Origin of the sequence: Actinomadura sp. B10D3 (genome assembly GCF_039871695.1) — a bacterium.
Classification (GTDB): Bacteria; Actinomycetota; Actinomycetes; order Streptosporangiales; family Streptosporangiaceae; genus Spirillospora; species Spirillospora madurae.
Genome location: NZ_JBDPLY010000001.1, coordinates 660,226 through 685,736 on the forward strand (window position 1 = coordinate 660,226; position 25,511 = coordinate 685,736).

Genomic DNA, 25,511 nt, shown 5'->3' on the forward strand with positions numbered 1-25,511 from the left:
GTTCCGAGGGAGGCGAACCGACGGCATGCTCCGTTTCCTGGGAACGCGCGTGATCTCCGTTGTCCCGCTGCTGTTCCTGCTCACGCTGCTCGTGTTCGCCCTGGTGCAGATCGCGCCGGGCGATCCGGCCGCGACCATCGCCGGCCCCGACGCGTCGCCCGAGGCCGTGGCGGCGATCCGCGAGGATCTCGGGCTCGACCGCTCACCACTGGTGCAGTACGGGGACTACCTCGCGAACCTGTTCCAGGGCGACCTGGGGACGTCCTACTCGACCAACGAGCTGGTGCTCGACCGGGTGCTCGACCGGCTGCCGCGGACAGCCTCGATCGCCGCGCTGGCGATCCTCTTCTCGGTGGTGATCAGTATCCCGGTGGCGGTGGTGGCGGCGCTGAAGCGCAACACGTGGATCGACCGCCTGATCACGAGCACCTCCGTTGTGATGCTGGCGCTTCCGCCGTTCGTGCTCGCCGCGATGCTCATCGCCTGGTTCTCGCTCGGCGGATTGCGGATCCTTCCGCCCGGCGGCTACGCGGAGCTGAGCGAGGCGGGATTCGCCGAGTGGCTGCGCTTCGCCGTCCTCCCGGCGATCGCGATCTCGAGCATCAGCGTCGCCGAGCTCGCACGCCTCGGCCGAGGCTCGCTGATCGATGCCCTGGAGGAGGACTACATCCGGACGGCCCGCGCGAAGGGCCTCGCGGGGCGGCTCGTCGTCGGCAAGCACGCGGCGAAGAACGCGGCGATCCCGTACGTCACCATCCTCGGTCTGCAGGTCGGCCGGATCGTCGGCGCGGCGGTGATCGTGGAGGCCATCTTCAATGTCGGGGGCTTCGGCCAGCTCGGCGTCGAGGCCGTGCTCACCCGTGACCTGCCGACGATGCAGGGCGTGGTCCTCGTGAGCGGCCTCATCGTGATCGTGATGAATCTGGTCGTGGACGTCTCCTACGGCTACTTCAATCCGAGGATGCGAACGTCATGACCATCGTTACTCCCGCCCTCCGGGCCTTGCGCGTCTCCTACCGTCCCGGCCGGACCCTGAGGCGCTTCGCGCGGGACAGGGTGGGCGTGTCCTGCCTGGTGGGCCTCATGTTCCTGCTCTTGTTCGGGCTGGCGTCCCTCGTCTGGACGCCGCACGACCCCGCCGCGCAGGAGCTGACGAACCGCCTGCGACCACCCTCGTCGGAGTACTGGCTCGGCACCGACTCCCTCGGGCGCGACATCCTGAGCCGGTTGATGGCCGCCACCTGGACCGCGCTGGTCTCCTGCTTCGTCGGCATGGGCATCGCCGTCGTCGGCGGGGTGGCGCTCGGCGTCGCGGCCGGGTTCGTCGAAGGCCCCGTCGGCTGGGTGCTGAGCCGGTTGACCGACGTCCTCCTCTCGCTGCCTCCGCTGCTGTTCGCGGTGGCGATCGTCGGTGCTCTCGGTCCCAGCCTGACCAACGCGATGATCGCGGTCGGCGTGCTGCTGCTGCCGCGGTTCTTCCGGCTGGCGATGATCGAGACCTCGCAGAGCAAGCACGAGGACTATGTCGAGGCGGCGCGGGCCGCCGGTGCCGGGCCGCAGCGGATCGTGGTCAGGCACATCCTCCCCAACATCGCGTCCCCGCTCGTGGTGCAGATGTCCTTCGGCGCCTCGGTGGTGATCGTCGCGGAGTCCGGGCTGAGCTTCCTCGGGCTCGGGGCGCAGCCTCCGACGGCGAGCTGGGGGTCGATGACCCGCGAGGGCTTCGACCGGCTCGCCGAGAGTTCGTGGAGCATCGTCCCGCCCTCGATGATCCTCGTGGTGGCCATCCTCCTGGTCTCCCTGCTGGGGGACGCGCTGCGGGACGCGGGCGGACGACAGCAGGCCGAAAGATCGTGAGGAAGGGCGCCATGACGAAGCTGGTGAAGGACGCCGGTGCGGCGATGGCTACGGCCGCCACCGCACCGGTGCTCGACCTGCGCGATCTGAAGGTCGAGGTCTCGAACGAGGGGCGGTGGACGACGCTCGTCGAGGACGTGGACCTGACGGTCGGTCCCGGTGAGACCGTCGGGCTGGTCGGCGAGTCGGGATCCGGAAAGACGATCACGTCCCTCGCCGTCATGCGGTTGCTGCCGGCGAACGCCAGGCTGACCGGCTCGGTGAGGCTCGGCGGCCGGGAGCTGGTCGGCCTTCCCGACCGTGAACTCCGCCGTCTCCGGGGCGGCGAGATGAGCATGATCTTCCAGGAGCCCCGGCGCAGCCTGAACCCGGCGTTCAGCGTCGGCGACCAGGTCGCCGAGTCGGTCCGTCACCACGACCGCGTCGACCGCAAGGCGGCCTGGTCCCGGGCGGTGGAGTTCTTCGAACGGGTCGGCATCCCCGACCCGGCCAGGCGGGCGCGCGACTACCCGCACCAGTTCAGCGGCGGCATGTGCCAGCGGGTCATGCTCGCCATGGCGCTCGCGTGCAGTCCGAGCCTGCTGATCGCCGACGAGCCGACGACGGCACTGGACGTCACGGTCCAGCGCCAGGTGCTCGAGCTCATCCGCGAACTCCAGGAGGAGCTCGGGCTCGGTGTCCTTCTCATCACCCACGACCTCGGCGTGGTCGCGGAGGTGTGCGACCGCGCGGCCGTGATGTACGGCGGTCGCGTCGTCGAGCACGCGACCGTCGTCGACCTCTTCGACAAGCCGCGGGACGACTACACGAGCCGGTTGCTCGGTGCGCGGGAACTGGGGGAGCCGCCGGCCGCGCCCGCGACCGATGCCGAATCGGGCGACGCCCTCGTGGTGGAGGGCCTCAGGAAGGACTTCGTGCTCCAGCGGAACGCGTTCGGGCGTCCGAAGCGCGTCCACCACGCCGTCCGCGGAGTGGACTTCTCGATCCGGGCGGGCGAGACGCTGTCGGTGGTCGGCGAGTCCGGTGCCGGGAAGTCGACGGTGGGCCGGATGGTGCTGCGGCTGGTGGAGCCGGACGCGGGCCGGATCGAGATCCTCGGACAGGACATCGCGTCCCTGAAAGGGGACGACCTGCGGCGGATGCGCGCGAAGGCGACGATGATCTTCCAGGACCCGTACAAGTCGCTCGACCCGAAGCGGCAGATCGTCCACGCGCTGGCCGAGCCGATGCTGGTCCAGGGCGGTTACAGCAGGTCGGAGAGGTCCGATCGGATCGCCGCGCTGATGAAACGCGTCGGCCTCGGACCGCGGTTCCTGGAGCGCTACCCCTACGAGATGTCGGGCGGCCAGCTGCAGCGCGTGGCCATCGCCCGCGCACTGATGACCGACCCGCGGATCGTGGTGTGCGACGAGCCGGTCGCGGCCCTCGACATGTCGATCAGGGCGCAGGTCGTCGAGCTGCTGCGGGAACTGCAGGCCGAACGGGGTCTGGCGTACCTGTTCGTCTCCCACGACCTGTCGCTGGTCCGTGCGATCTCCGACCGGATCGTCGTCATGAGGCAGGGGGAGATCGTCGAGACGGGGACGCCCGGCCGGCTCTACGAGTCTCCCGAGCACACCTACACGAGGCAGCTGCTGAGCGCCATTCCGGCAACGCACCCGCGTGGCCGGACCTTCCGGGCGGTGCCCGCGGCGTGATCGAGCCGCCGGAAGGGGGCAGGACGGCTCACGCGGACGCGTCCGCGCCCGCGGAGCCGGCCATCGGCGGGCCGTCGGGCCCCGCGCCGCGCCGGCGTCCCGGGGCGGTCCGGAGGACCTCCACGATCGACATGCGCTGGCCGGCGGGACCGGGGGCGCGGTTGCGCCTCGACGGACGTGCGCGGGATCTGCTGACGCCGGCGGACGGCGCCGCGCCGAGGGTGCTCGACTCGGCCCGTCTCACCGCGGGGTTCGAACCGGCGTCCCGGACGGTCGAGTGGCTCGAGACCGTTCCGCGCCGGCCCGGGACCGACGCGCTGACCGGCGCGCGGGGCGGGCGGCACTCCCGGGGGCTGCTGGCCTCGGTGATGGCGGACGAGGCCGCGGCGGGGACGGGGCTGTACCTCCTCCTCGACGACATCGCGGGAGCGACGCTCATCGCCGGGTTCGCGTACTCGCGCTGGTTTCCCCGCGACGAGCTCGCCGTGATCCGCAGGCCGCCGCCGCGTCCCATGACGGGGGTGTGCACGGGCTTCATGCCGGGATCGGGGGCGCTCATGCCCGATGGTGCCCCGGTGTTGGAGCGCCACACCGAAGCGGTGCCGGAGGTCGATGAGGACGGCGACCCGTGGAGCTGGCACGAGGTGGAGCGGATCACGGAGATGTCGATGCGGCGGGCGCGCCGGATCGACGTCCGGATCGACGGGGGACGTATCTTGATCGACTCGATGTTCCAGGACAGCGCGACCGAGCCCGGGGGCGGTCGCGCGGCCGTGCACGAGTACCGGCTCACCGGCGAGGCCGGTCTCGGCAGCGGAGTCGTCGAGCGCCTGGACGCCGATCCGCGGGTGCTGCCCTACCGTGAATGCCCGCTCGCCTCCCGCAACGTCGACGCGCTCGTCGGAGTGGCGCTGCGCGACCTGCGCGGCGAGGTGCTCCGGCGCCTGCGCGGGGTCGCGGGATGCACGCACCTCAACGATGCGATCCGCGCGTTGGCCGAGGTTCCCGCCCTCGTCCGGAGTCTCCAGGGCTGAGTCGGAGGGCGGCCAAACCCCCCGGAGTCCGGCCCCGGGGCGGGGGCGGTCTGGCTCCTTCGCCAAGCTAAGAGTAAGATAATTGTACTCATGGGTCGCTGTCGGCCCGGTACAGAGGGAGGAACTCGACACCATGGTCGAAGCAGTCGTCGTCTCCGCACTGCGCACGCCCGTGGCGACCGCCCGCAAGGGATCGCTGAAGGACGTTCCCGCCGAACGCCTAGCGACCTTGGCCGTCGCGGCGTCCGTCGAGCGCGCGGGTCTCGCCGCGGAGGACATCGACGACGTGGTCCTGGCCGAGTCCCACTACGGCGGGGGCGTCCTCGCGCGGTACGCCGCGGTCGCCGCGGGCCTCACCCGCGCGCCGGGGCAGGCGGTGAACCGGCACTGCGCCGGGAGCCTCACCGCGGTCGCCAACGCGGCCGGTTCGATCCGGAGCGGGATGGACCGCGCCGTCATCGCCGGCGGCGTTCAGTCGACGTCGACCGCGCCGTCCCTGAGCTGGCGACCGCTGCCGGGGGAGCCGCCGAGGGAGGGGATGCCGCCCACGTACCCCTACTACGACGGATACACCGACGACGTCACCGTCACGGTGGGCTGGAACACCATGCGAGAGGCCGGTCTGTCGCGCGAGGAGGTGGACGGCTGGGCCCTGCGGTCCCACCGGCGCGCGATCGCCGCGATCGACGGCGGGCTCTTCGCGGACGAGATCGTCCCGGTGTCCGTCATCGGGGAGGACGGGGAGAAGGCCGAGTTCGGTGTGGACGAGCACCCGCGCCGGTCGAGTTCCGCCGAGAAGCTGGCGTCGCTGCGACCCCTGCACCCCGAGATCGAGGGCTTCGGCATCACGGCCGGCACCGCGAGCGGCGTGAACGACGCGGCCGCGGCGCTCACCCTGGTCAGCGACGAACTCGCGGCCGAGCGCGGCCTGGAACCGCTCGTCCGGGTGCGGGCCTGGGCGTCGATCGGGGTCGAGCCCCACCGGATGGGAATGGCCGCGACCGAGGTGATCCCGGTGGTGCTCAAGCGGGCATGCGTCGACCTCTCCGCCGTCGACCTGTTCGAGATCAACGAGGCGTTCGCCCCGGTGCCCCTCGCCTCCTGCCGCCTGCTCGGCATCCCCGAGGACCGGGTCAACATCTATGGCAGCGGCTGCAGCATCGGCCACCCCGTGGCCGCCTCCGGAGCGCGGATGCTGACGACGCTCACCCACGAGCTGCGGCGTCGCGGCGGAGGCCTCGGAGTGGCGGCGATGTGCGCGGGCGGCGGCATGGGCGGCGCGGTCGTCATCGAGACGCTCTGACGGGCGGGTCAGCCGGGCAGCAGGCCCGCGGTGTCCGTGGACACCGGTGCGGTGAGCATGCCGACCCAGCCGTCCACGTAGCTCAGGAGCCGGACCTCGCTCAGGTTGCGCCTGGTGCGGGCGTGCTCGCCGAGCAGGTTGAGAACGCTGTTGGTCATCTGGAACGAGCGGCTCCTGCGCACCCGCTCGGGCAGGTGCGGGACCGAGTCCTCGAGCAGGCGTTCGAGGTCGTCCGCGGTCGAATCCGCCTGCCGGGGCCAGTACCGCGTCCGCACCTCGGGGAGTTCCGAGAGGCGGGCAAGGAAGGCCGCGTACCGGCTGCCGGACCGGACGGTGTTGGCCAGGGGGCGGACGACGACCCACACCACGGACCTCGGGTCGCGCTCGGTGCCGCTCCGGACCAGCTCGCCGATCATCTTCGTCCGCTCTTCCTCGATCCGGCGGTGCCGGTCGAGCACCAGGGCCCGGAGCAGCCCGTCCTTCGAGCCGAAGTGGTAGGCGATCGCCGACGAGTTCGACTGGCCGGCCCGGTTGCGGATCTCGCTGAGGGAGACCCCGTCGACGCCGCGTTCGGCGATCAGCCACTCCGCCGCGTCCAGCAACCGCGCCCGGGTGGCGTCGCCTCCGGTGTGCGACCTCCGGCGGCGGACGGTGTCGTCCGGGGTCGCGGGGTCCTGTGTCATGCCGCACATCCTTGAAATTAATAGATAGCCATTATCTATGGGTTGGCCTAGCTGGGAGGACATGATATCAAGGAGTAGAAGCTAATCGATAGCTCTTAAATATAGCCCGGTAAGCCGGTGGAGACGAGTCACCGGCGGCCGCCGCACGAAGGAGGCGCGTGATGGGCAAGATCTGGACGAACTCCGGCGACTCGCACTTCCTCGAGCCCGAGGACCTCTGGCGCACCCGGCTCCCGAAGGAGTTGGCCGAGCTGACCCCGCGCAGCGAGAAGGACCCCGACGGGGAGTGGGAGACCGTGCACGTCGACGGTCAGTCGTTCCGGAGGAAGCTGCCCACCTCGGCCATGGCCGATTTCAAGGAGGACTCCTACCGGGCGGTGGGCGTCCGTGACGCGGGGGCCCGGATCGGGGATCTCGACAAGGAAGGGGTGTGGGGAGAGGTCGTCTTCCCCTCGCTCGGCATGTGGGCGTCGACGTTCCGAACGCCCGAGCTGCTGAGGGCGGCCCTCCGCGCGTCGAACGAGTGGGCGATGGGGGAGCTCGTCCCGGTGTCGGACCGGTACGTCGTCACGGCGCAGATCCCGACGCTGGTCGTCGAGGACGCCGTGGCCGAGCTGGAGTGGGCCGCCGAGAACGGTTTCAGGGCGGTGTTCCTGCCCACGACTCCGCATCCGAAGGCTCCGGACTGGCACCGCTACGACTGGGAACCGCTGTGGGCCGCCGCCGAGGCCGCCGGCATGGTGGTCGCGTTCCACATCGGCACGGACCCCGTCGACCTGACGGCCGGCGGGGCCGGCGTCGTCTTCCGTGGCCCGGGGGGAGCGGTGCTGAACTATGCCGAAACCACGTTCTCGGGCCAGCGGGCGGCGATGAAGATGGTCGCGTCGGGTGCGCTCGACCGCCACCCGGACCTGAAGGTGCTGATCTCCGAGGGCGGCGCCACGTGGATCCCCTTCCTCGGCGACCGGCTGCTGGAGGGGTATCGCCAGCACTACAAGATGGCGCGCCCGAAGCTGTCGCGGAACCCGAAGGAGATCCTGATGACCCAGGTCTACGCCTCCTTCCAGCACGACGAGACGGCCGTCGCCGCACACGACGCCATGGGCTACAAGAACGTCATGTTCGGTTCGGACTACCCGCACATGGAGGGCACGTTCGGTCACACCCAGAACACCCTCAAGGACCTGTTCGACGGTGTCAGCGACGAGACGCGGCTCCGCATCACCCAGGGGGCCTTCTACGAGCTGTTCCCCCACGTCCCCCCGGTGCCGGCCGAGGGGTGACAGCCGATTCGGATCCCGGCCTCCGGGCCGCACCACCACCGGGAGAACGGACATGGACGACCACGACGAGAACGCACTGCATGAGAAGCCGCTCGAGTTCATGACCTCGATCGCGAACTCAGGCGGGCACTGCGACGGCCAGGCGGTCCTGCCCCACGAGAACAGGACCGGGTACTACGCGTTCTGCTCATGCGGCGACTGGCGGGTCGACGTGGAGACCCAGGAGGACGGGCTGCACCTGGCCCGGGTGCACACGGGAAGCGTTCAGGCTTGAGAGGTGAGCCTCAAGTAAAATCATTAAACTCTTTGCGCTGGTGTATCCCCGCAGGTGTGCGCACAATGGGAGGTCAGGGCCATGGCCGAGAAGGTGTCGGACGAGGTGTTCGTCGAGCGTCGGGAGGGAGTCCAGGTCATCACGATCAACCGCCCGTACGTCAAGAACGCGCTCGACGGCGCCGCCTCCCGGGAGATGGCCCGTGCCGTCGACGAGCTGGACGCCGATGACGATCTGCGCGTCGGCGTGATCGCCGGTGCCGGCGGAACGTTCTGTGCCGGCATGGACCTCAAGGCGTTCGCGGCCGGTGGGGAGAGCCCCGGGATCCCCGGTCGCGGCTTCGGCGGTATCACCGCGCGGCGGCCGAAGAAGCCGCTGATCGCCGCCGTCGAGGGGTGGGCGCTGGCCGGCGGGTTCGAGCTGATGCTGGCGTGCGACATGGTCGTGGCGTCGTACGGCGCCCGGTTCGGGGTGCCGGAGGTCAAGCGGGGCCTCGTCGCGTCGGCGGGTGCGGCGGTCCTGCTTCCGCAGCGCGTTCCCCAGTGCGTCGCACTGGAGATGCTGCTCACCGGGGAGCCGATCGGCGCGCGTCGCGCGGCCGAGTTGGGGCTCGTCAACCGCCTCGTGCCCCAGGGTGAGACCCGCGGGGCCGCGATCGACCTGGCCGGGGCGATCGCCGCGAACGGTCCGCTGGCCGTGGCCGTGACCAAGCGGCTCGCATACGAGGGCCGGGACTGGACGTTCGCCGAGAGCATGGAGAAGTCGGTGACCATGACGCGCGTGGTCTCCGCGTCCGACGACGCCAGGGAGGGCGCGCGGGCCTTCGCGGAGAAGCGTCGGCCGGTGTGGACCGGACGCTGAGCCGTTCGCGGCTCCGGCGGACATCAGCGGCCGTGTTCCGGCCGTGCGAGGACTAGGAGGAAAGGTGCGGCTCAAGGTGGGGCAGGCGCTCAAGAGCGCCGTGGACGGAACCGCCGTCATCGTGACCAGGGCCCCCGCGGGTGACGTGGTGCTCACTTGCGGAGGCGTGGCCATGCATCCGAAGGGCGAGGAGCCGCCGACCGGTTCCCCGGACGACGATCAGATGGGTGGCACCCTGCTCGGCAAGCGGTACGCCGATGCCGAGGGGCGGCTCGAACTGCTCTGCACCGCGGGGGGAAGCGGGACGCTGGCGATGGACGGCGATCCCCTCGAAGTCCAGGGGGCCAAGCCGCTCCCCGCGTCCGACTGAAGGCGCGGGCATGCGACTCTCACTCATGCTCGACATGGCGGTCGACGGCTTCGGGCAACGGGAGATCATCGGGCGCGCGGGAAGCGCGCTCACACCGGTGGAACTGCGCAGCCGCGCCGAGGGCGGGGCCGCCGTCCTGCACGAGAAGGGCGCGGACGCGCTGCTGTACGTCGCCGTGAACGGCCCCGCGTTCCCGATCGCGATGTTCGCCGCCGCACGTGCGGGCGTTCCGCTGGTCCCGATCAACTACCGGCTGGGCGGCGACCAGCTCGCCGCTCTGCTCGCCAGGCATCCGGGCGCTTACGCGATCGCCGACGATGCCGGACGCGCGGCCCTGGCCGCGGCCGGCATCGAGGCCGCCGGGCCGGACGAGTGGTCGGCGATCACGGCCGAACGGGACGACGCCGTCGTGCCGGACGAGCCGTCCGACCCGGATCAGACGGCGGTCATCATCTACACCTCCGGGACGACGTCCGAGCCCAAGGGCGTGCTGCTCCGCCACTCGCACCTCGTCTCGTACGTCGTCGGGTCGGTGGAGTTCGCGTGCGCCGAGCCCGAGCACGCGGCCCTCGTGAGCGTGCCGCCCTATCACATCGCCGCCGTCGCGAGCGTGATCTCCAACGTGTACTCGGGGCGGCGGACCGTGGTGCTGGAGCGGTTCGGGCCGGAGGAATGGCTGGAGACCGCACGTGCCGAGAAGGTGACCAACGCGCTCGTGGTCCCGACGATGCTCGCCCGCATCACCGACAGTGACTGCGACAAGTCGGTGCCTCACCTGCGCGCGCTCGCGTACGGCGGCGCCCCGATGCCGGCGGCCGTGATCGAGCGCGCCCTGCGCACGTGGCCGGACGTGGGCTTCGTCAACGCTTACGGTCTCACCGAGACGAGCTCGACGATCGCCGTCCTCGGGCCGGACGACCACCGCACCGCGCTGGACGCGGAGGACCCCCGGGTCCGTGCTCGTCTCTCCTCCGTGGGGAAGGTGCTGCCGACCGTCGAGATCGAGATCCGGGACGACGACGGGCGGCCGCTTCCCGCGGGCGTCCCCGGGCGGATCTGCGTGCGGGGCCGGCAGGTCTCGGCCGAGTACGCCGGGATCGGCCGCGCGGTCGACGAGCAGGGCTTCTTCGACACGCGCGACCAGGGCCATGTCGACGAGGACGGGTACCTGTTCGTCGGCGGCAGGGTCGACGACACGATCATCCGAGGGGCGGAGAACATCGCGCCCGCCGAGATCGAGGACGTGCTGATGCGCCATCCCGCCGTAGCGGAGGCGGTGGTGATCGGCGTGCCCGACGAGGAGTGGGGGCAGCGGATCGAGGCCGTCGTCGTGACGCGTCCGGGGGCCGAACCCGGCGGCTCCGAGCTCCGCGCCCACGTGCGGTCGAGCCTGCGCTCCAGCAAGGCCCCGGAGCGCATCCGGTTCTGGCCGGAGCTGCCGCGTACGGAGACGGGCAAGCTGGTCCGGCGCGAGGTACTCGCGCGCGTCCTGGAGGACGAGATCCAGCCCGCCTAACGGGCCCGGGTCCGGCTCCGCCGCAGCGCGGTGGCAGGGGTGGGTCGCTGGGACGGGGCGATGGACCCGTGGGCGCCTCGGCCGCCGTCCGGAAAAAACAGTCAGACAAATATCTGTTGACGGTGGTCGCTCGGTCTGAAACGCCGGCCGCCACGCGTCCGGGAGAGGGTGAACGATGGCCGACGATGCCGCCGATCATGACGGGACCATCAAGGAGGAGGACGTCGCGCAGGCGCGCAAGCTGTGCGGCCACTACTTCGCGGAGAAGAACGCCGAGCTGTACACCGGCGCCCATCCGGACTCCCTGCGCAACTTCGCCCGCGGGTACGGCGACGACAACCCCCTCTACACCGACGAGGACTATGGTGCGAACACGGTGTGGAAGGGGCAGATCGCACCGCCGCTCATCGGCCTCGCGATCAACCGGCCGATGCTCGGGGACCCGCGGCCGGCCGAGCTGAGGCGCCCCGCCTTCCGGGGCGTGCACAACTTCGTCTCCGGGACGGAGTGGGAGCTCTACCGGCCCGTCCGTCCCGGCGACACCCTCCACACGTTCCAGGGTTACGAGTCGGTGGAGGAGAAGGAGTCGGAGTTCGCCGGGCGGACCGTCATCATCAGGCGCCGTCACGTCCGGATGAACCAGAACGCCGAGGTCGTCTCGGTGGCGCGGGTGATCCTGATCCACGCCGAGCGGAAGGCGGCTCGATCTCGCAGGAAGTACGTCGTCGAACCGGCCGTCCACTCCGCGGAGGATCTCGCCCGCCTGGACGGGATCTATGCCGCCGAGCGGCGCCGGGGCGCCGTGCCCCGGTGGTTCGAGGACGTCTCCGCCGGCGACGCTCTGGGGCCGATTGCGAAGGGGCCGCTGACCACGACGGACATCATCGTCTTCCACGCCGGCGGCTACGGATTCACTCCGTTCGCGCCGGCGACGGGCCGCCTCGCCTACCGGAACCGGCGGCGGATCGCGTCCTTCTACGTCAAGAACGCCCAGGGCGTGCCCGACGTCGCCCAGCGTGTCCACTGGGACTCCGCGTGGGCGCAACAGGTCGGCGCCCCGATGGCCTACGACTATGGCGTCATGCGCGACTGCTGGCTCTCCCACCTGGTCACCGACTGGATGGGCGACGACGCCTGGCTGCTGCGCCAGTCGAGCGAGATCCGGAAGTTCAACTACATGGGCGACCACCACGTCGTCACGGGCACGGTCGTCGCCAAGCGGATCGAGGACGGTCGGCCGGTGGTGGACCTCGAGCTCAGCGGCGTCAACCAGCGGGGTGAGAACACGTGCCCGGCCACCGCGACGGTGGCCCTGCCCAGTCGGGAGCACGGCGACGTCCGCCTTCCCGAGGTTCCCGGGGAACTCGCCGGACAGGCCGCACGGTTGATGCGGCGCCACAATGAGCTCCGCGCCGCGGCGCGGAGCTGAGCCCATCGATCGGGAGGACGGGGTTGTGGCGATCAAGGGCCTCGGCACCGCGAGCACGACGGCGCTGCTCATCAGCGAGTGCCAGAACGGGATGACCGATCCCGAGCACTCGACGAACGACCTTCTTTCGGGGCAGGTGTGCAAACGCGGCACGATCGAGAAGATCGAGGCGCTCGCCGCCGTGCTCCGGGCACGGGGCGTCCCCGTCTTCCACGCGACGGTCCAGGGACTGCCGGGCTTCCGGGGCTGGGGGGCGAACAGCCCGCTGACGGCGAGCATCCGCAAGCGGCCGCTGGTCGAGGGGCACATCAGCACGGCCGTCCACCCCGGCATCACCGTCGCCGGCGAGGACGTGGTCGTCGCCCGGCACCGCGGCCTGACCGCGTTCCACGGGACGGAGCTCGAATACCTGCTGCGCAACATGGGCGTCCAAAGCCTTGTCGTCACCGGGGTGTCGCTGAACATCGCCCTTCCGGGGAGCATCATCGAAGCCGTGAACCGGGGATTCTCCGTCGTGGTTCCGTCGGACTGCGTCTCCGGTGCGACGGATGAGACCCATGACTTCGTTCTGCGGCACATGCTGCCGCTGCTGTCGACGGTGGCGACCTCGGAGAGCATCATCGCGGAACTCGGCGCCTGACGGGCCCGGGGCTCGGAGGGCGCCTTGATGGCCATATCACTCAATTGGATTTCTCAGAGAGAGGGGTGCCGTGAACTACCAGACGATCGTGTTCGAGCGTTCCGGGGACGGCGTCGCGACGATCACCCTGAATCGGCCGGCAGCGATGAACTCCTTCAACCAGCGGATGCTGGACGAGTTCGCGGACGTGTGGCAGGTCGTCGACGGCGACGATGACGTGCGGGCGCTCGTGCTGCGTGCCGCCGGCGACCGGGCGTTCTGCACGGGCATCGACGTCAAGGAGGGGGTCCCCAAGCCGGACAACGTCTGGTCGCGGCGCGACCCCGGGGTGATCCTCGGTCCCAAGGCACGCAAGGTGTGGAAACCGGTCGTCTGCGCGGTCCACGGGATGGCCGCGGGGGGCGCCTTCTACTGGATCAACGAGAGCGACATCGTGATCTGCTCGGAGGACGCGACCTTCTTCGATCCGCATGTCAGCTACGGGATGGTCGCGTCGCTCGAAACGATCGGCATGGTCCACAAGATCGGCTTTGCCCAGGCGATGCGCATGGCCCTGATGGGGCTCGATGAGCGTGTCACCGCGCGGACCGCGTTCGACATCGGCCTGGTCACCGAGGTGGTGCCCCGGGAGGACCTGCACGCCCGCGCCCATGAGATCGCGGCGTTGATCGCGGCGAAACCGCCACTGGCCGTGCAGGGCACCGTCCGCGCCAACTGGGAGTCGCTCGACCTCGGCCGCGCCGCCGCCTTGGAGCGTGGCCTGTCCTACACGCACATCGGCAGCCCGCAGGGCATCCGCGGCGTCGACCGGTCCACTTACGACAAGCCCGAGCCGCGCATGCGCTGAGACTGGGCCGGGGACGGCGCCCCCACCGGACCGCGGTCGACCCGCGGCCGGTGGGGAGACCGTCAGCGGGCTCCCTTGGGCGTGAACCGGAGACCGCCGTCGAGCCGGATCGTCTCTCCGTTGAGATAGACGTTCTCGCAGATCTGCTGGGCCAGCAGCGCGTACTCCGCGGGGCGCCCCATGCGCTTCGGGAACGGCACGGCCGCCCCCCACATCGCGTCCAGTTGCACGGGGTCGGCATCCTTGAAGGCGGGCGTCAGGAAGGTGCCCGGGGCGATCGTGACCACTCGGACGCCGACCGGGGACAGATCCCGGGCGAGCGGCAGCGTCATCCCGACGATGCCCGCCTTCGCGGCGCCGTACGCGGCCTGGCCGATCGTGCCCTCGTAGGCCGCGATCGACGCGGTGTTAATGATCACGCCGCGTTCGCCGTCCTCGAGCGGCTCGCTGCGGGCGATGGCTTCCGCGGCCAGCCGGGCGATGTTGAAGGTCGCCGAAAGGAAGACATCGATCACGCGGGTGAAGTCGGCCTGTTCCTGAGCCCCGCCCTCCCGGTCCAGCACGCGCTTGCCGCCGGGACCGCCGTGCGCGGCGACGCTGACCCGTAGAGGTCCCATCGAGGCCGCGGCGTCCAGCGCCGACCGGACGCCGTCCTCGTCGGTGACGTCGGTGCGCATGAACCGCGCCCCCGCACCGAGCTCCTTCGCCACCGCGGCGCCCTTGTCCTGGTCGAGGTCCGCGATCATCACACGGGCTCCGGCGGCGTGGAGACGCCGGGCGGTGGCGGCGCCGAAACCTCCTCCACCGCCGGCGATGAAGGCCGAAACTCCGTCGAGCAACATGGGTCAGCTTCCTCTCTTGCCGACGTCACGCCCGTGCGGCGTCGGATACAGGGTCGTGCCGTGACCGGAGCGGCGCCGCCGCAGCAGCCCCTGCTGGTCGGCCGTGGCGAGCAGCGGACCGTGACGGTCGCAGATCGAGGCGCGGCACATGGCGCGGCACACGGCGCGGCCGTCGCCAGACCAGGGGCGGGGAAGGGGCAGCAGTCATGGCACAAAAGGTATAATTATTTAGTGATATTGTCACGCCGGCCGCCGCCCGGCCGGGTGGACATCGATTGAGTCATATGATTTAACTAGGTTACCGCGCGTATCGCAGACGCGCCTGAAGGAGTGGCATGGATCTGACGTTCTCCGCGGAGGACCGGGCCTTCCGGGAGGAGGCTCGCACGTGGCTGGAGGAGAACAGGCCGACCGAGCCCCGTCCGGCTGAGTGGCCGGATGCTCGCGACTACGACGTGGCCTGGCAGAAGACCCAGTACGAGGGGGGCTGGGCCGGCATCGCCTGGCCGGCGGAGTGGGGCGGCCGTGACCTCTCGATGCTGCGGCAGCTGCTGTGGTACGAGGCCTATGCGGAGGCCCGCGCCCCGGCTCTCGGCGTCAACTTCGTCGGGATGAGCCACGCCGGGCCGACGCTGATGGCCCGGGGGACCCGCGACCAGCAGGCCACCCACATCCCCAGGATCCTCGCGGGCGACGAGATCTGGTGCCAGGGCTTCAGCGAGCCCGGCAGCGGTAGCGACCTGGCGAGCCTCTCCACCCGTGCCGTCGTCGACGGCGACCACCTGGTGGTCAACGGCCAGAAGATCTGGACGAGCTATGCCAATGTCGCCGAGCGGCAGGAGCTCCTCGTCCGCACCGACCCCGAGGCCCGCAAGCACGCGGGCATCACCTGGGTCATCTGCGACATGTCCACGCCCGGGATCGATGTGCGCGCCATCCGCAACATCGCAGGCCAGGAAGAGTTCTGCGAGGTCTTCTACGACGACGTCCGGATCCCGCTCGGCAACGTCGTCGGCGAGCTCAACGACGGGTGGTCGGTCGCCATGTCCACGCTGTCGTTCGAGCGGGGCACCGCCTTCATGGCGGACATCGTCGAGCTCGCCGGTACGGTCGAGCGGCTGATCGAGCAGGCCAAGCAGGCGCCGGCGCCGCACGGAACGGGACGGGCCTACGACGACGAAGTGGTCCGGACTCAGGTCGGTGAGCTGAGAGCCGAGGTGAGCGCCCTTCGCGCGCTGAACTACGCGACCGTCTCCCGCATCGCACGGACGGGCAAGCCCGGTGTGGAGGGGTCCATCGTCCGGTTCTACTTCTCCCGGCTGCTCCAGCGTACGCAGGCCCTCGGCGTGGAGGTGCTCGGGAGCACCACGGTCGGGCACGACCGCCTCTCGCCGTGGGCGCACGGGCACCTCAACGCGTTCCGGGCGTCGATCGCGGCGGGCACCAAGGACATCCAGCGCAACATCATCGGCGAGCGACTGCTCGGGCTCCCGAAGGACAGATAGGCCCTCACATGGACATGTTGTTCACCGACGAGCAGGAGGCCATGGTCGCCTCCCTGGGCAGGTACCTCGCCGACGCGTTGCCGCTCTCGACGCTGCACGCCGCCGACCAGCCGGGAGCGGAGGCGGCTTCCCCCGCATCGGACAGGTACTGGCAGGGCCTGGCCGAGCTCGGCCTGTTCGTGCTCGGCCTCCCGGAACACGCCGGCGGCGCCGGCCTCGGGGTCGCCGACGAGGTCGCGGTCTTCCGCGAGGCCGGCCGTCACCTCGCCGCGGGACCCGTGCTCGGCACGGTGATCGCGGCCCACACGGCCGTCGCGGCGGGAGCGGCCGACATCGCCGGGAGGATCGCGGACGGCGTCCTGCGCGCGGCCGTGGCCTTCCGGCAGACGGGAGCCGACCTCGAGGTCGGCGACCGGGTGAGCGGCACCGTCCGGGTCCACGACCTGGAGACCGCCGACGTGATCGTCGTCGTCGACGGCGATGCTGCCGCACTCGTCCCGGCGGCGATCACCCCGCACGCCGTGGACGCCGTGGACCCGACCGCGCCGGTCACGATCGGCGCACTGGACGCGTCCGCGATCCACGTCGTCCACGATCCGGGCATCGTCCGGCACGGCCGGATCCTGCAGGCCGCGATCTTCTGCGGCATGGCGGAGGCCACGCGCGACGACTCCGCGGCGTACGCCAGGACCCGCGAGCAGTTCGGCAAGCCCATCGGCGCCTTCCAGGCGGTCAAGCACCGGTGCGCCGAGATGGCGGTGCGGGCCGAGGCCGCCTTCTTCCAGACCGTCTACGCCGCACTGGTGGAGGACGAGGACCATGACCACCCGGACTTCCACGCGGCTGCGGCGCTCGCCGTCGCACGGGACGCGTCCGAGCACAACGGGGCCGACAACGTCCAGAACCACGGCGGCATGGGCTTCACCGCCGAGGCCGACGCGCATCTCTTCGTGCGCCGCCACCTGGCGCTCGCGCACTCGTTCGGCTCCCGCCGGGCCGTCCTGGAGACGGTCGCGGCCGCGGGCGACCCCGCTGTGGCAACGCGGTGAGGCTGGGCCTGCCGTGGAACGGTGCCGAGGTCGCCGCCGAGGCCGAGGCGGCGGGTTTCCGTGCCTTCTGCACCGGAGACTTCGCTGACCACGACGCCTACCTCAATCTGGCGGACATGGCGCGGGAGACCGTCTCCGCGGAGGTCGGCACCGCGATCGCGTACGCCTTCGCGCGGACGCCGTACGCGCACGCCACCGCGGCGCGCCAACTCCACCGCGTCGCCCCGGGCCGGGTCTTCCTCGGGTTCGGCACCGGGGCGTACCGGATCAACCGCGACTGGTTCTCGGTGGAGGCGGACCGGCCGGTCGCTCGCATGAAGGAACTCGTGCGGGCGGTCCGGGCGTATCTCGAGGCGGAGAACGGCGAGGTCGTCCGCTTCGAGGGCGAGCACTACCGGCTCGCGGCCGACATCCGCGCCACGGTCCTCGGGCGGCTGGAGATACCCCTGCTCGTGGCGGGATTCAACGCCGGCATGGCCCGCGCAGCGGGACAGGTCGCTGACGGGGTCGTCGGTCACGGGTTGTTCACGCGCCTGTGGTGGGAGGAGACGGTCAGACCCGCGATGGCGGACGGGCGGGAGGCCGCCGACCTGTCCCGTCACGCACCGCCGCGGGAGATCGGATGGGTCATCACGGCCGTCGACGACGACGACCCCGACCGCGCCGTCCTGGACGCCCGGAGGATGATCGCGTTCTACCTCACGGTGAAGACCTACGACGCCTACGTCGAGCGCCACGGCTGGGGCGAGCCGGTCCGCCGGATCCGCGCGGCCTTCGCCGACCGGGACCCCGGCTCGATGGCAGCCGCGGTCACCGACGAGATGGTGGAGGCGATCGCGGTGGTGGGGACCGCGCGGCAGGCGCAGCGGATGCTCGACGCCCGCGGTGCCGACGGCCTGCCGAACGACGTGGCGTTCCTCGCCCCTCCCTCGTACCTGGTGAGCAGACGCCGGCAGATGGCGTACTGCCGGGCGAGCCTTCGGCTGCGGTCGCCCGCGGCGTCGTGAGCACGCCGTGCCCCGTCCGCACACTCGATAACCGAGCGGCACGCCACTCGCTGCCGCATCACATGCACATTCTCTATCGCCTCTCCGCAGATTGCGGATCTTCAGCGGATGCGGTTCATTAGATGATCTCGACCTTCTGGAGTATGGGCTTTCGATATTTCCTCCGGACATGGCGCTTCGACCTGCTTCGAAACGCCGTTCCGCGTCTTGCGCCGTGACCGACTCGGCGGACTGCTCCACGAGTACTCGCAGGTCGCATGAGGTGACACAACCGGCACCCACACGCCCGGCAGGCTGCGCCGACCGGGAGCAGCAGCGCGCGCCTGTGATGGCGGGACCGTTTCGGCGGCGCCTGGGCCCATGGCAAGTGCTGGAGAAGCCGGCCATGGGTGGCGCAGGTGTCTGGGGTGGTGTCCGGCGGGCGGGCAAGGGGCCCATGAACACCGATGGGCGTTCGCGACACAGTCGTGAACGCCCAGGTCAATAGCGGGTGCGCCGTCAGGGACTTGAACCCCGAACCCGCGGATTAAGAGTCCGCTGCTCTCGTGTCAGATCAGTGCTCTCGCGGTCGGTCTGTGCCGTCCTGTCCGGGATGCATGGCGTTCGCGTGCCGTCCCGTTCCGCAGGGTGTCGGTCCGTACCGATGCCGCCGAGCGAACACCGAGCGAACATGCGATCACCGGTGTGGCTGTGATGGTGGTCAGGCGACCTTCCAGGAGCGGTCGTCGAGGGTGGCGATGAGGTCGAGGTGGCCGCCGAGGGTGCGCGTACGACGTCGATGCCGGATGCCTCGCCGTGCTCGATCTTGGAGATGGGGGTCTGGCTGACGCCGAGGGTGTCGGCGAGTTCGGCCTGGGTGACGCTGGCGGCCTTGCGGATCTCGGCGAGCTGGAAGCCGCGGACGTAGGTGTACCGGCTGGCGCCGTTCGGCGTGCAGCAGGCCGGACTGATCCTCGAAGAGGAGGAGCGGGCGGGAGTACTCGGTGCGGTGGTGGGTGGAGGGACACTGGCGCCGCTACCGCTGCGGCCCCGGCCGACAGCGGATCGAGCGCCGTTGGATCAGCCCCTATCTGGCCGGTCCCGCTCACAGCGGCGCCGACTTCTTCCATTAGAGCGGCCACAGCTCCTCCGGTCATCCGCTCCCGCGTCGATTCCGGCAGCCGCCATGAACCCGAGACACTATGCTCCCGACGTGCCCCAAACCCACCTCGCGTTGGGCGATGATCCCGCCCTGCTGACGGAAATGGCGAAGCGTGCCCGGGACTGCGAAGTTCTGGTCACCGCTCAGGAGCTGGCCGAGTGGATAGGCGCGGGCCGTGACCTCACCGCCCGTGGTGTGCTCAGGCCCGGGGCGGCGGTCGAGGCATGTGCGGTACTCGGCATCGATGCGCCGAAGAAGCCGCGCAGCGCGCTGGACATCGACGAGCTGATGATGGCGTGGAGCGCGGCCGCGGGCGCCGGGTTCATCGAGATCACCGATCGCCGGGTCGTCCCGGGTCCTGCCCTGCGGGAATGGCAGGACGGGGATGCGCGGGCGGCGGTGGCGATCTGGACCCAGTGCGCCGTCGACGGGCTTGGGCTGGCGGAACCGGCAGAGCCCGAAGATCTGGATTACCTGGCCGTCCTGTGCACCCTGTACGACCGCGGCGCCACCGCGACGCTCGATGCGCTCGCAACCGGTATCGATGAGTTCCCCGGCGGAGGAGACGGCGCGCCCTGCCCGGACTGTGGCGAGTTCCATGGCGAGGCGGCGGGCTTCCCGGACCTGTTCGGGCTGATCGTGAGTCCTCGCGAACGGGCGGAGACCGCCGTCCTGGACCTGGCCGAGTTCGGGGTGGTCACGGTCCGGGACGATGCCGTCGAGCTGTCCGTGCTCGGCCGGTGGCTCACCACGGTCATGTTCCACCACAGCGCACCGGCCGCGGATACCGACGTCGCGGAGTTCGTCACCACGCTGGACGGCCTCCCGCCGATGGTGGCGAGGCTGATGGCGCGGCCCTGGCTGGACGCCCGGACCCCGGCATCGGCCGCCGGGGAACTGCTCGCCCTAGCCAAGTCCGCCGAAGGATCGGCACGGATTCAGGCGCTGCAGTTCGCCCGGCAGTGCGGCCCAGAGGCAGCCCCGGCTTGGGAGGAGTACGGCACCAGCCCCGGCTTCGGCGCATACGCGCGGATCTGGCTCGCCGAGCACAACGACAAGGTGCCTGGCGATGGCGACGAGGCGTGGGCGACCGTGGACACGCTCGTCGCGATGCTCGACGCGTTCCCCGAAGAGGCAACCGGCCTCATGCTCCCAATGATCGTGCAACAGCTGGCGGACAGCGAGCTGGCCGAGGCACTGCCCCAGCTCGCGGCCTCGGGCCACCCCGCGGCCGGGCGCCTCGTCCAGGCGCTCGAAGGCTCCGTATTCGCGCCGCAACCGGTCACCATGCAGGCGGCACCCGGACCTGAGCGGGGCAAGCGCGTCCGGTCCGACCAGGCCTACCAAATCAAGATCACGCTTGGCGGGGTCTCCACACCGCCGGTCTGGCGGCGGGTACTGGTCCCGGCGGAGATCGGTCTCGACCGGCTGCACCTGGTGATTCAGCGCGCGATGGGATGGCATGACTGCCATCTTCACGTGTTCACCGAAGGGGACCACTCGTACGGCGTTCCCGACGCCGAACTCGGCCACCGAGACGAGAGTGCGGTGCCGCTGTCAGCACTCCTCAGCGACCCCGGAGACAAGCTCCACTACACCTACGATTTCGGCGACGGCTGGGAGCACGAGATCCGCCTGGAGAAGATCCTCCCTCTCGACACCGGCACGTCATACCCGGTCGCCACCGCAGGCAAGGGCGCCTGCCCACCCGAGGACTGCGGCGGCACCTTCGGCTACGCCGACCTCAAGACGATCATGGCGGACCCCACCTTCGACGAGCACCAGGAGATGCTCGACTGGCTTGGCCTGCAGTCACCCACCGACTTCGACCCGGCGGAGTTCTCTCTCGCCGCGGTCAACACCAGGCTCGGACCCATATCCCTATAACAAGCACTGGCCCCGGCCGCCCGGTGACGCGATAGGACACAGCATACAGGCCTATTGACACAGTTTTGTCGGTGACTTCAGCAGATCCGGCGGTGCTCGAAAAGTCGAGTATTCGACTCTTTATCGGGGCCCATCATCTTTGTCGATGCGCTCACCGGACGTCGGCGGCATGTGGAAAGTCGCTCCTGAAATATGCCCCGCTTGGATGATGGAGCCAAAATGCGTGTCTCCGCTGTTGAAGTTGGAGATAGTCTTCACGGGAGACGGTGTGGGCACAGGGAGAAGGCGTCGTAGTGCATCTGCGGCCGTTTCGTCTGAGCGTAGGAGGAGTTCCAGGCGAGAGCGCCAATGGCTCTCTATGGCTGCCATTTTCGTGTCGTCATGCTCGAGGTGGGCGGTAACAAGTTCCGTCCGTGATGTCTCCAGTTCCTCCAGCGGCGCTTCGGCGGGAGCGGACCGAGCAAGCATTCGTGCGAATCCGCCCTTCACCTGTGCCCAGGAATCGGAGATCATCAATCCGACGAGTGCGGTTGCTCCACTGCTTGCCAGTGCGGCCAGTTCAGCTTCCATCGTCTGCCTCTCCTGCGGGCTCGTTGTCGGCTGGCGTGTCGTATCGGCGTATCAGTTCTTCTGCCAGTTCCTGCCATCCGTGCGCGTTGGCCCAGTCGGCCACCTGCCGGGCGAACAGGCGGCGCTGAGGGTCGTGCTCGTCCAGCTGTATCGCGTGCAGGAGGGCATCGAAGAGGTCGCCGGCGGACTCCTTGTGCTCTGACGGCCAAGCCGTACCTGATCCGTTCGTGCCGGGTTGGCCGTTCGGTGCGGCGAATCCTGAGATGAACGAGTGGAACGCCTCCGGCATATCGCTGTTATTGGCGGCGGACGAGAGTTGCACGAGAAGACCGATGTCGTTGACCGTCTTCTCCACCTGGTAGTCGTTCCTGGCGAGCCACCAGACCACGGCGCTGCCGGGGTTCTTCAAAACGTCTCCGCCGAGGTAGTCGCGCTTGCTCAGTTCATATTTGCGTTCGTGCTCCCAGACGGCTTCTTCCTTGCGGACCGTGGCGAGCTTGTCCAGCCGCTCCTGATCGTGGTCGGGAAGGACGAGTTGGACCGACTCGGCCATCGTTCGGAGTCGTCCTGTGCTGTCTGTCCGCATCTCTCCGAGCGCGCCGGCCAGTTCGTGCCGGACGAGTGAGGCGTGACTTGGATCTCGTAACTCGGTGATCTTTCGGGCGCGCTTCACCACGGCGTCGACCGCGAGGGCAGCGGGATTGATCGCGGACTCGTCCGTCACGGCCGGAGTCGGTGACCAGATCACCGTGGCCGAGAACAGAAAGTGGTAGTCGGGCAGGTCGGTCGGCAAGAGGATGTCGGTGACGCGCGACCTCCTGACGTTCGCCGCCGGGTCGGCTGCGTTCCCGAACATGGGCTCGGAGCGCGAGGTTCTGGCGGCTCGTTGCCCGGTTGGCCGTGTCAGGAACAGCAGGCCGGCGCCGAGCGCGCCCGCCGTTCCGAGTGAGATCAATAGCGGCCAGGGGGCGAAGAGGATCAGGCCGATGAGGATCGCTCCGCCGGTGAGCGCCAAGTACAGTGTCGCGGTGTTCCGGCCGGTGTTCATGGGGCTCTCCGTTCGTTCCCGTGAGTCATGCTGTCCGGGCTCCCCAGACGGTGTTGATGTCCTGGATGACCAGGTCACCGAGCGGTGCCCATGCTTCCCGCTCGCGCGTCATCGCGTAGAGCCGAGCAAGAACGCTGGCCTCCTCCTCGCCTCCGCCTACGAGGATGTCGAGGAGCGCGTGCCGATGCCGTTCGTCTGTGGCGGCGACATGCAGCCACCGCCGGATGGCCGGGGTCCACACATCATGCGGACAGCGCGCGAAGACCAGCGACCAGCCGGTGGCCAACTGTTGGCGCACCGTGCTTTCGGTTATGGGAGCGTGATCGCGTCGTCCAGGGTCGGTGAGCGCTTCGGGGTCGGCGAGTTGCAGGAACAGGTCAATGTCGCGGTGCCATCTGCCCCGTTCGAACTTCGGATCCGTGAGACGGGTCAGCATCTGCCGACGGAGCCGAGGCGCACCGCTGACCAGCTCGACCAAGGTCTCGCCTGCCCGAGTTCCGCGCTCTCGCCTCGCAACGTGGTGCAGCCGGACCAGGGCCTCGTCGGGATGCCTCGCCATCATCTCGTCACGGCACGCCACGATGATCACTTCGGCGAGCCGTTGAGAGAGGCTGTCCGTACGCGCCCAGGTGTATATCTGCCGGCGGAAGGAGCGGGCCTGCTGTTCGTCCCGAAGTCCGCGCCGCACCACCAGAGCGGCCGCTTCCATCTTGCGGGTCGTCGTGGGATCTGCGGTCCACTGTTCAACCAGAGATACCAGTGTCGGCCGGTAGCGCTCGTTCAAGCACAACTCGGTGAACCGCTCGACCAGATTCCTCCGTTCGCCGGCGGAGAGGTCGGATGAGTCGGCGGTCTGCTTCACCCAATCCTGTAGCGCGTCGCGGAGCTCCGGCATATGAGCCCAAAAGTACGAACGGAGCGCCGCATCATAATCGAGCTTCTCGAATTGGACGCGGCCGGAAGAATCGACCTCTGCGCCGATCTCCTTGAGCCGTTGGTCGAGGGGGACACGCTCCAGAAGCGGGCTGTCCTCACACGGATGTGCGACAGCGGTGAGAAGACTGGCGTCGGCCCGGTGGATCACGTCGGCGTGTGCTCCGTGCAGCATGGCGACGGCGAGCAGCAGTGCGCGCTGCGGGCCCGCGGCGAGTTCGGCCACCTGCTCGGCCACGTCCCGCGCCTGGCGGGACAGCGCCCGATAGGCCTCATCGCACCAGGCCATGAAGCTGCCCTCACGGCGCTCGTCGCGAGCCCTGCGGATCAGCCCGACATACTTGTCGACCTCGTCCATGCGGCGGTCCGCGTCCAGAAAACGTAGCGGAGGAAGCGGAGCCGGTCGAGGAATGTCTTCCGCCAACAGGTGGCGGGACAACACCTCATCGACGGCCGGGCGCTGTATCTCGATGCGGTATCGGTCCAGGGTTGAACCGAGATGACCGGTCCTGTCCGGCAGGACGACGACGAGATGCGCGTCATGGTCGTGCACCGTCGCGCGTAGCGGGGACAGTTCGTCCTGGACCTCATCCCACCGTCGCCCCGCGACCCGTGACAGATCCAGCCACACCAGGTCGCCGTCGCCGACATGACTGCGATCGATGCGCGGTGCATTCTCCTGTAGCACCAGTTCGTGGATCTGCCTCCGATCGACCCCGAGTTCCCACAGGAGCATCTTCGCCGCGGCGACCCTGCCACTGCCCGGGAGCCCGTCAAGGAACACGGTGCGGGAGGTCTCCAGGATGTCTCGTGCCTTGCCCAGTCCCGCTGGCTCAACGAAGCGCCGTCTCAACCACCGCAACTCGTCGGTGGGCTGCTTACGGGGAGAGGCTCCGAGGGGGTCGGTCCGCGGCAGGTAGTAGATGTTGTTGATGTCTCCGGCTCCCGTGTGCATGCCTCCGTGAAAGCCGGAGGCGTGCGCCTCGAAAGAGTCGCTCAACGCTCCTCCTCGTCTCCGCGCGCCTGGCCGAAGCGGTGACCGACGCCCCCGTGGTTATCGCCGTGGATGTACGTCGCTCCGTCACCGGAAAAATGCTGGGTGTTCTGGTTGATATCGCCTTTCCCGGCGTGGACGGGACCCTGATTGCCCTTGATGACGGTGCCGACGTCGCCCTGTACATGGCGGCTTTGGATTACCGTCCCGCGGGTGTCGCGCGCCGTGTTGTATACGGGGCCGGTGTCGGGGGGTGGGGCGGCTTGCCGGTCCGCCTTCCTGAGGACCGGGACGAGTTCGGCAAGGAAGTCGCCGATGCGTCTGATGTCCATCTCGCTGTCGCGCGGGTCCAGCCTGAGGGATTGGACATCGGCCAGGCGTTCCAGTTCGGTCGGCAGCTCCGCGGCTTTCAGGCGTTCGGTTCCGCGGCCCTTGAGGATCGGGATGACGGTAATCTTCGAGGCGTAGGCCTCCAGGATTTCCCGGCGTACCCAATCGCTCTCGTCGCGCAGCCGGGGGTCGCGAGCCCAGTCGGGGCCTACGATGGCTAGGAGGGCCGCGCTGTTGCATACGGCGTTGAGGAGTCTTTCCGGGTAGGCCTGGCCGGGCTGGATGGACGTGGTGGCGCGGAAGATCCGCTCCTTGCCGAACCGCAGGGACAGTCCCTGTTCCAGTATCGTGGCTGCCTCGTCGCCGTCGCCGGTGCGGTAGTTGATGAACACTCCATGCATCGTGGTCTCC

General features: G+C 69.6%; 23 protein-coding genes and 1 tRNA gene. 17 read left to right on the top strand and 7 right to left on the bottom strand.

Annotation, left to right across the window (positions count from 1 at the left end):
• The first annotated feature begins 25 nt into the window (after window positions 1-25).
• From ABGB11_RS02900 to ABGB11_RS02920, 5 genes are all read left to right on the top strand, one after another.
• Window positions 26-976, top strand: a complete 951-nt coding sequence (locus ABGB11_RS02900) for an ABC transporter permease (protein WP_347628447.1) — start codon at window positions 26-28, stop codon at window positions 974-976.
• On the top strand, window positions 973-1,857 hold the full coding sequence (locus tag ABGB11_RS02905) for an ABC transporter permease (protein WP_347628449.1): 885 nt from the start codon (window positions 973-975) through the stop codon (window positions 1,855-1,857). The genes ABGB11_RS02900 and ABGB11_RS02905 overlap by 4 nt, the downstream gene beginning before the upstream one ends.
• 11 nt (window positions 1,858-1,868) lie before the next feature.
• Window positions 1,869-3,554 carry an ABC transporter ATP-binding protein gene (locus ABGB11_RS02910; protein WP_347628450.1) on the top strand — a complete coding sequence of 562 codons (1,686 nt, stop codon included), beginning with the start codon at window positions 1,869-1,871 and terminating at the stop codon, window positions 3,552-3,554.
• Window positions 3,551-4,588: a DUF2889 domain-containing protein gene (locus ABGB11_RS02915; protein WP_347628452.1), complete on the top strand. Its 1,038-nt coding sequence runs from the start codon at window positions 3,551-3,553 to the stop codon at window positions 4,586-4,588. Before ABGB11_RS02910 ends, ABGB11_RS02915 begins: the two co-directional genes overlap by 4 nt.
• A 133-nt stretch (window positions 4,589-4,721) precedes the next feature.
• Window positions 4,722-5,891: a thiolase family protein gene (locus ABGB11_RS02920; RefSeq protein WP_347628454.1), complete on the top strand. Its 1,170-nt coding sequence runs from the start codon at window positions 4,722-4,724 to the stop codon at window positions 5,889-5,891.
• Window positions 5,892-5,899: 8 nt separating this feature from the next.
• On the opposite strand, the gene ABGB11_RS02925 is transcribed toward ABGB11_RS02920, so the two are convergent.
• Complete coding sequence (locus ABGB11_RS02925; protein ID WP_347628456.1) at window positions 5,900-6,574, bottom strand: helix-turn-helix domain-containing protein; 675 nt, start codon at window positions 6,572-6,574, stop codon at window positions 5,900-5,902.
• Window positions 6,575-6,735: 161 nt separating this feature from the next.
• Here ABGB11_RS02925 and ABGB11_RS02930 point away from each other — a divergent pair, with 161 nt between their 5' ends.
• From ABGB11_RS02930 to ABGB11_RS02965, 8 genes are all read left to right on the top strand, one after another.
• Window positions 6,736-7,857, top strand: a complete 1,122-nt coding sequence (locus ABGB11_RS02930) for an amidohydrolase family protein (RefSeq protein WP_347628458.1) — start codon at window positions 6,736-6,738, stop codon at window positions 7,855-7,857.
• Window positions 7,858-7,909: 52 nt separating this feature from the next.
• Window positions 7,910-8,131, top strand: coding sequence for a hypothetical protein (locus tag ABGB11_RS02935; protein ID WP_347628460.1), 222 nt, complete (start codon window positions 7,910-7,912; stop codon window positions 8,129-8,131).
• Window positions 8,132-8,224: 93 nt separating this feature from the next.
• On the top strand, window positions 8,225-8,992 hold the full coding sequence (locus ABGB11_RS02940) for a crotonase/enoyl-CoA hydratase family protein (protein ID WP_347628557.1): 768 nt from the start codon (window positions 8,225-8,227) through the stop codon (window positions 8,990-8,992).
• A 64-nt stretch (window positions 8,993-9,056) separates the two neighbouring features.
• On the top strand, window positions 9,057-9,362 hold the full coding sequence (locus ABGB11_RS02945) for a hypothetical protein (RefSeq protein WP_347628462.1): 306 nt from the start codon (window positions 9,057-9,059) through the stop codon (window positions 9,360-9,362).
• 10 nt (window positions 9,363-9,372) lie between these two features.
• Complete coding sequence (locus ABGB11_RS02950) at window positions 9,373-10,878, top strand: fatty acid--CoA ligase family protein (protein WP_347628464.1); 1,506 nt, start codon at window positions 9,373-9,375, stop codon at window positions 10,876-10,878.
• Between the two features lie 175 nt (window positions 10,879-11,053).
• Window positions 11,054-12,307, top strand: coding sequence for a MaoC family dehydratase N-terminal domain-containing protein (locus tag ABGB11_RS02955; RefSeq protein ID WP_347628466.1), 1,254 nt, complete (start codon window positions 11,054-11,056; stop codon window positions 12,305-12,307).
• Between the two features lie 25 nt (window positions 12,308-12,332).
• A complete protein-coding gene (locus ABGB11_RS02960) occupies window positions 12,333-12,947 on the top strand; it encodes a cysteine hydrolase (protein ID WP_347628468.1) in 615 nt (204 codons plus the stop codon).
• Window positions 12,948-13,017: 70 nt separating this feature from the next.
• The gene (locus tag ABGB11_RS02965; protein WP_347628470.1) at window positions 13,018-13,794 is read left to right on the top strand and encodes an enoyl-CoA hydratase/isomerase family protein; all 777 of its coding nucleotides are present in this window, start codon (window positions 13,018-13,020) and stop codon (window positions 13,792-13,794) included.
• A gap of 62 nt (window positions 13,795-13,856) precedes the next feature.
• Here the strand turns inward: ABGB11_RS02965 and ABGB11_RS02970 are convergent, their stop codons facing one another.
• Window positions 13,857-14,636 (bottom strand): SDR family NAD(P)-dependent oxidoreductase, encoded by a 780-nt coding sequence (locus ABGB11_RS02970; protein WP_347628472.1) that lies wholly within the window; start codon window positions 14,634-14,636, stop codon window positions 13,857-13,859.
• 335 nt (window positions 14,637-14,971) lie between these two features.
• Between ABGB11_RS02970 and ABGB11_RS02975 the strand changes: the two genes are divergently transcribed.
• From ABGB11_RS02975 to ABGB11_RS02985, 3 genes are read left to right on the top strand one after another with little or no spacing between them, the layout of a single operon-like run.
• The gene (locus ABGB11_RS02975) at window positions 14,972-16,141 is read left to right on the top strand and encodes an acyl-CoA dehydrogenase family protein (protein WP_347628474.1); all 1,170 of its coding nucleotides are present in this window, start codon (window positions 14,972-14,974) and stop codon (window positions 16,139-16,141) included.
• Between the two features lie 8 nt (window positions 16,142-16,149).
• Window positions 16,150-17,190 carry an acyl-CoA dehydrogenase family protein gene (locus ABGB11_RS02980; RefSeq protein ID WP_347628476.1) on the top strand — a complete coding sequence of 347 codons (1,041 nt, stop codon included), beginning with the start codon at window positions 16,150-16,152 and terminating at the stop codon, window positions 17,188-17,190.
• Entirely contained in the window at window positions 17,187-18,197 is a 1,011-nt protein-coding gene (locus ABGB11_RS02985; RefSeq protein WP_347628478.1) for an LLM class flavin-dependent oxidoreductase, read from the top strand. Before ABGB11_RS02980 ends, ABGB11_RS02985 begins: the two co-directional genes overlap by 4 nt.
• A gap of 491 nt (window positions 18,198-18,688) precedes the next feature.
• On the opposite strand, the gene ABGB11_RS02990 is transcribed toward ABGB11_RS02985, so the two are convergent.
• Window positions 18,689-18,763, bottom strand: a tRNA-Lys gene (locus tag ABGB11_RS02990).
• A 626-nt stretch (window positions 18,764-19,389) separates the two neighbouring features.
• Here ABGB11_RS02990 and ABGB11_RS02995 point away from each other — a divergent pair.
• Window positions 19,390-21,225 (top strand): plasmid pRiA4b ORF-3 family protein, encoded by a 1,836-nt coding sequence (locus ABGB11_RS02995; protein WP_347628480.1) that lies wholly within the window; start codon window positions 19,390-19,392, stop codon window positions 21,223-21,225.
• Window positions 21,226-21,345: 120 nt separating this feature from the next.
• On the opposite strand, the gene ABGB11_RS03000 is transcribed toward ABGB11_RS02995, so the two are convergent.
• The 4 genes from ABGB11_RS03000 to ABGB11_RS03015 are packed head-to-tail and all read right to left on the bottom strand — an operon-like array spanning window position 21,346 to window position 25,492.
• Window positions 21,346-21,795 carry a hypothetical protein gene (locus tag ABGB11_RS03000; protein ID WP_347628482.1) on the bottom strand — a complete coding sequence of 150 codons (450 nt, stop codon included), beginning with the start codon at window positions 21,793-21,795 and terminating at the stop codon, window positions 21,346-21,348.
• The gene (locus ABGB11_RS03005; protein ID WP_347628484.1) at window positions 21,785-22,843 is read right to left on the bottom strand and encodes a hypothetical protein; all 1,059 of its coding nucleotides are present in this window, start codon (window positions 22,841-22,843) and stop codon (window positions 21,785-21,787) included. Before ABGB11_RS03005 ends, ABGB11_RS03000 begins: the two co-directional genes overlap by 11 nt.
• A 25-nt stretch (window positions 22,844-22,868) precedes the next feature.
• Window positions 22,869-24,776, bottom strand: coding sequence for a hypothetical protein (locus tag ABGB11_RS03010; RefSeq protein WP_347628486.1), 1,908 nt, complete (start codon window positions 24,774-24,776; stop codon window positions 22,869-22,871).
• Window positions 24,773-25,492, bottom strand: coding sequence for a toll/interleukin-1 receptor domain-containing protein (locus ABGB11_RS03015; RefSeq protein ID WP_347628488.1), 720 nt, complete (start codon window positions 25,490-25,492; stop codon window positions 24,773-24,775). The genes ABGB11_RS03010 and ABGB11_RS03015 overlap by 4 nt, the downstream gene beginning before the upstream one ends.
• Between the last annotated feature and the right edge of the window lie 19 nt (window positions 25,493-25,511).